Here is a 4,887-nt window from a genome sequence, read left to right as displayed (position 1 = left end):
CCAAATCTGCTACCTCAAAGAGAATCCCGTTCTGCTGATTCCGGACGAGGTGAACACGGAGCTGTGCCAGAACTGTGGTAGCTACAAGAGGAGAGGGGTCTGGGTCGACCCAAAGAGCTACGAGCTTAAGGAGCTTATCTTTGAGGTCGCTGAAAATGCTCTCCTTGAGGTCATCGAGGATTCCTTCAGCGAGAAAATCAGGGAGTACAAGGTCGTTCCGCCCGAGGAGTTTGAAGAGATAGGCGACCTTCCCGTCGGCAGGGCTGTGGTTTCCTTTAAGGTGGTGGACTTCCACATCGAATACTTTCCGGCGATAATAACCTACGAAGTTCGCGTTAAGGCCAGAACCCACGAGATGCAGAGGGAGCTCCACGACGAGAGGAAAAAGGTTACCGTCTACGTCCGCCAGACAGTCTGTCCCCGCTGTCAGAAGTTCCTCGGCGGTTACTTCGAGGCGATTCTTCAGGTTAGAGCTGAAGGAAGGCCCCTGAGCGAGGAGGAGCGAAAGGCCATTGGAAAGCTCGTCGAGGAAAAGGTGGACGAGATAATGCGAAAGGACAGAATGGGGTTCATACAGGACACAATAGAAAAGGAGGAAGGCCTGGACTTTTACATGGGTTCAACGAGCGCCGCCAGAAAGATAGCGCAGGCAATAAGGGAGCGCTTCGGGGGAACGATAAGCGAGGCTTACGAGCTGGTAGGCCTCGACAGGCAGACGAGCAGGGAAGTTTACAGGACGAGCGTAAGCGTGAGGATTCCGAAGTTCAGGAAGGGTGACATCGTGGCCGACAGGAGGGGCAACGTCTACGAGGTCGAGCGCGTTGACGGCAAGGGCTTAACGCTCAAGAACCTCGAGAACTGGAAGAGTGAGCACCTCGACTGGAAAACCGCGAAGAGGGAGAGGGTTGACACCGTTGAGCACGAGGAGAGCGAGGCTATGGTGACGAGCGTAACTCCCGGTGAGGTTCAGCTGATGGACATGGAGAGCTACGAGACGTATGAGCTGAACAGACCGCCCTTCGAGGTTGACGAAGGAGAGGTTTACAGGATGGTGCGCGTTGGAAAGAGGAAGTACTTCAGGGGCAAGAAGTGATTTCCTCCACCAACCTTTTTAACCAAAGGTTTTGAACCCTTCCCGGTGATGCGGATGAAGAGGGTCGTTATCATCGGTGGCGGAGCGGCCGGAATGAGTGCCGCCTCGCGCGTCAAGAAGCTCAAGCCCGAGTGGGACGTCAAGGTCTTTGAAGCAACTGAATGGGTCAGCCACGCCCCCTGTGGGATTCCGTACGTCGTCGAGGGAATCTCGCCGACTGAAAAGCTCATGCATTACCCGCCGGAGGTCTTCATCAAGAAGCGCGGCATAGACCTCCACCTCAAGGCCGAGGTCGTCGAGGTCGGCCAGGGCTACGTCAGGGTCAGGGAGGAGAACGGCGAGCACACCTACGAGTGGGACTACCTCGTCTTCGCCAACGGTGCCTCCCCCAGGGTTCCCGCCGTTGAGGGGATAGACCTACCCGGCGTCTTCAAGGCCGACCTTCCGCCCGATGCCGTCGCCATCAGGGAGTACATTGAGAAGAACCGCGTCGAGGACGTCGTAATCATCGGCGGCGGCTACATTGGGGTTGAGATGGCCGAAGCGTTCGCCGCTCAGGGGAAGAACGTCACGCTCATAGAGAGGAACGAGAGGGTGATGTCGAAGGCCTTCGACAAGGAAATAACCGACGTCCTCGAGGAGGAAATGAAGAAGAGGGTACACCTCAGAACACAGGAGATAGTTCTTAGAATAGATGGCGAGAAGAGAGTCGAGAAAGTGATAACCGACGCCGGCGAGTACAAGGCTGACATAGTAATCCTCGCCACTGGAATAAAACCCAACGTCGAGCTGGCCAAGGAGATAGGCGTCAGAATAGGCGAGACCGGGGCGATATGGACGAACGAGAGGATGGAAACCAGCGTTGAGAACGTCTATGCGGCGGGGGATGTTGCAGAAACGAGGCACATCATAACCGGGAGGCGTGTCTGGATTCCGCTCGCTCCGGCAGGAAACAAGATGGGCTACGTTGCCGGTAGCAACATAGCCGGTAGGGAAATTCACTTCCCCGGCGTTCTGGGCACTAGCGTCACCAAGTTCTTCGACGTCGAGATAGGCAGAACCGGTCTGACCGAGGCCGAAGCTCTAAAGGAAGGCTACGACGTCAGGACGGCCTTCATAAAGGCCACCACGAGGCCCCACTACTATCCGGGAGCGAGGCCGATATGGCTGAAGGGCGTTGTGGACAACGAGACCAACAGACTGCTCGGCGTTCAGGCTGTTGGAGCCGAGATACTCCCGAGGATTGACACGGCAGCAGCGATGCTGATGGCCGGCTTCACCACGAAGGACGTCTTCTTCACGGATTTGGCCTACGCACCGCCCTTCGCGCCGGTCTGGGACCCGCTCATAGTCCTTGCAAGGGTCCTCAAGTTCTGACCTTTTCCCAATTTTGGGTAACCGAAAGGTTTAAATTTTATTACATATGCAATACAAATTATGGAGCGGAAACTTGTAGTTGCGTTCATATTGTGTGCAATCCTGACGGCCTTGCCCTTTGCAGTCAACTACGCCAACGACAGGATAAGCACTTCCTCCGTGCCCTCCACCGCATCCTCTGAAGTAGTTTCCTCAAACGGGGTTTACTACATTGGATACGCGAGTTCGCACGAGGGCGACGACATACTGTACGTCGTTCCCGCCGAGGCCTACGTTGAGAAGCCGGGAACCCTCGTGACCATTAACGTCACCGTGAAGTTCAAACACGCCCAGCCCTGCCCCTACTCAAACTGGAAGATAACGATTGAAAATCCCGAGAACGTCGAGGTCGTCAACGAAACCAAGACGGTTCTGAAAGACCCCTACACGGCCTTTAAGCAGTACACCGTGAAGGTTCTCGGAAACGGTAGTGTGGACGTTGTCTATCACTACGGCACCGGCTGTCCCTACGGAACCGAGGAAAAAGTAACCGTCAAGTTCTACATCGGAAAACCGAGCGGTTCCGCACTGAACCAGACCTCTGCTCCTCCAGAAATCCTCAACACGACATCAATCAACGTTACGGGAGAGATTAAGGCGGTTGACACCCTTGCACGAGCCGTGGTGGTCGGCAACTATACCATAGAGATACGCGGTCGCTGGACTGGACCGGATAACGTAACGCTGAACTGGAGGGAGATGCTCTCACTCCTTCAGCCAGGAAAGAACGTTACGATACTCGCGAGCGAGGAGAACGGCTCCCTGAAAGCCGATGTGATAATCATAGATGGAAAAACCTACAGGAAGGGATGAGCCATGAAGTGCAACCTTCGAATGTGCGTCTCGCTGGTGCTCTTTGCCCTCTGGCTAATCACGGGAATAACGGGCACAATACTCCTACTCGGTCCGCTGACGGCGAAGCTCGGCCATCCACTGCCGGTCTCTACCGCTGACACGCTCCACGAGTACTTCGGCTTTGCCTTCTTTGGGCTGTCCGTGGTTCACGTAACGCTCAACTGGAACGCCCTGAAGAGCTACTTCAAAAGGCTTGCATAAAGGAAAAGAAAAGTCAGTCCCCTTCCTTTTCTTCCCTGAACTTCTGGTAGTATTCGTCCAGAAGCTTCCTGATTGTCTGCCCGATTCTTATGTAGTCTATCTCCTTTAAGTTGGCCAGGGAAACCCTCGCAGAGGGATGGAGCACCTCAAAGCCCCTGCCCGGCAGCAGAACCACGCCGGCATCGAGGGCGAGGCGAACTATGAACTCCTCTATCGGCAGGGCCTTGATGAACCACTCTGCGAACTCTTTGCCGTAGAGCCTCTCCGCGAGCTTCTCCGTGTCGAGGAGGGTGTAGTAGTAGGTGAGGTTCGGGTTCTCCTCGGGTTCGAGGCCGAGACCCCTGTACAGCGCCCGGTAGCGCCTCCTGAGCACGTGCTTCACCGCGTTCTTATACTTCTCCTGCTCGTCCATGAGGGCGTAAAGCGCGAATAGAACCATCTGGACCTGCTGGGGCGTTGAAAGGCCAGCGGTGTGCCTTAAAGCGACGTTCCTGCTGTCTGCAACTAGCCTGTCTATGAACTTCAGCTCCCGTGCGTTCGGCGTTATCGGGGCGTAGCGTCTCTCAAGCTCCTCCTGAATTTCCTCGGGCAGTTCCCGTATAAGCCTATCAACGACGTTGTCCTGGTGAAGGGCTATAACCCCGAGGCGCCAGCCGGTCGCGCCGAAGTACTTGGAGAACGAGTAGACGAGTATCGTGTTGTGGGGCAGAACGGAGTAGACGGACTTGAAGTCGTCAGCGAACGTCGCGTAGACGTCGTCTGTGATTACTATGAGGTCGTTTCTATCTTCTTCAACTATCTCCCTCAGCTTTTCAAGAACCCTATCCTCGAGCTTCACCGAGGTTGGATTGCCGGGGTTCACGAGGAAGAAGGCCTTTATCTCCGGGTCGCGGAGCTTCTCGAGTTCCTCGTCCGGTATCTGGTAGCCGAGTTCCTCCTTCGCCCTGACCTCGATTATCTCCAGCCTGTAGGTGTCGAGCTTTGGAATCTCGAGATAGGGGCTGAATATTGGAACCGCTATCGCTATCTTGTCGCCCGGGTTGAGGAGGTGGTTGGCCTTGAGGGACTCGAAGAGGTACGCCATCGCTCCGGTTCCTCCCTCGACCGCGAAGAGCTGGGTCTCGTCAACGAGGGAGTAGCCGAGGTCGTAGCCTGCCCCCATCTCCTTCATGAGGTACCTCGCGACTATCTTTTCCGCCAGCGGAAGCATCCTCGGCGGTGACGGGTAGTCGCAACCTAAATAGCCCTGAACCATCTCGTGGAGGAAGTCCCCGGCGGAGAAGCCGAGGTAATCCCTAACGTAGCTGACGGCCGAGTTCAGG

At 55.7% G+C, this 4,887-nt stretch carries 5 protein-coding genes; 4 read left to right on the top strand and 1 reads right to left on the bottom strand.

The annotated features are described in order from the left end of the window. From MVK46_RS10340 to MVK46_RS10325, 4 genes are all read left to right on the top strand, one after another. Positions 1–1,093 (top strand): 60S ribosomal export protein NMD3 (locus MVK46_RS10340; RefSeq protein WP_297536647.1); only part of this gene is annotated, 1,093 nt, incomplete at its 5' end. 48 nt (positions 1,094–1,141) lie between these two features. Further along, entirely contained in the window at positions 1,142–2,470 is a 1,329-nt protein-coding gene (gene cdr, locus MVK46_RS10335; RefSeq protein ID WP_297536645.1) for a CoA-disulfide reductase, read from the top strand. A gap of 60 nt (positions 2,471–2,530) precedes the next feature. Further along, a complete protein-coding gene (locus MVK46_RS10330; RefSeq protein ID WP_297536643.1) occupies positions 2,531–3,322 on the top strand; it encodes a hypothetical protein in 792 nt (263 codons plus the stop codon). Positions 3,323–3,325: 3 nt separating this feature from the next. Then, positions 3,326–3,565: a DUF4405 domain-containing protein gene (locus tag MVK46_RS10325; RefSeq protein WP_297536641.1), complete on the top strand. Its 240-nt coding sequence runs from the start codon at positions 3,326–3,328 to the stop codon at positions 3,563–3,565. 13 nt (positions 3,566–3,578) lie between these two features. Here the strand turns inward: MVK46_RS10325 and MVK46_RS10320 are convergent. Continuing rightward, on the bottom strand, positions 3,579–4,887 hold a 1,309-nt coding region (locus tag MVK46_RS10320; protein WP_297536639.1), incomplete at its 5' end, for a bifunctional aspartate transaminase/aspartate 4-decarboxylase.

This window comes from Thermococcus sp. (assembly GCF_027066465.1).
In the GTDB taxonomy this organism is placed as follows: domain Archaea; phylum Methanobacteriota_B; class Thermococci; order Thermococcales; family Thermococcaceae; genus Thermococcus.
Note: the sequence above shows the minus strand (reverse complement) of the source record. Positions and strands in the feature narration are given on the sequence as shown.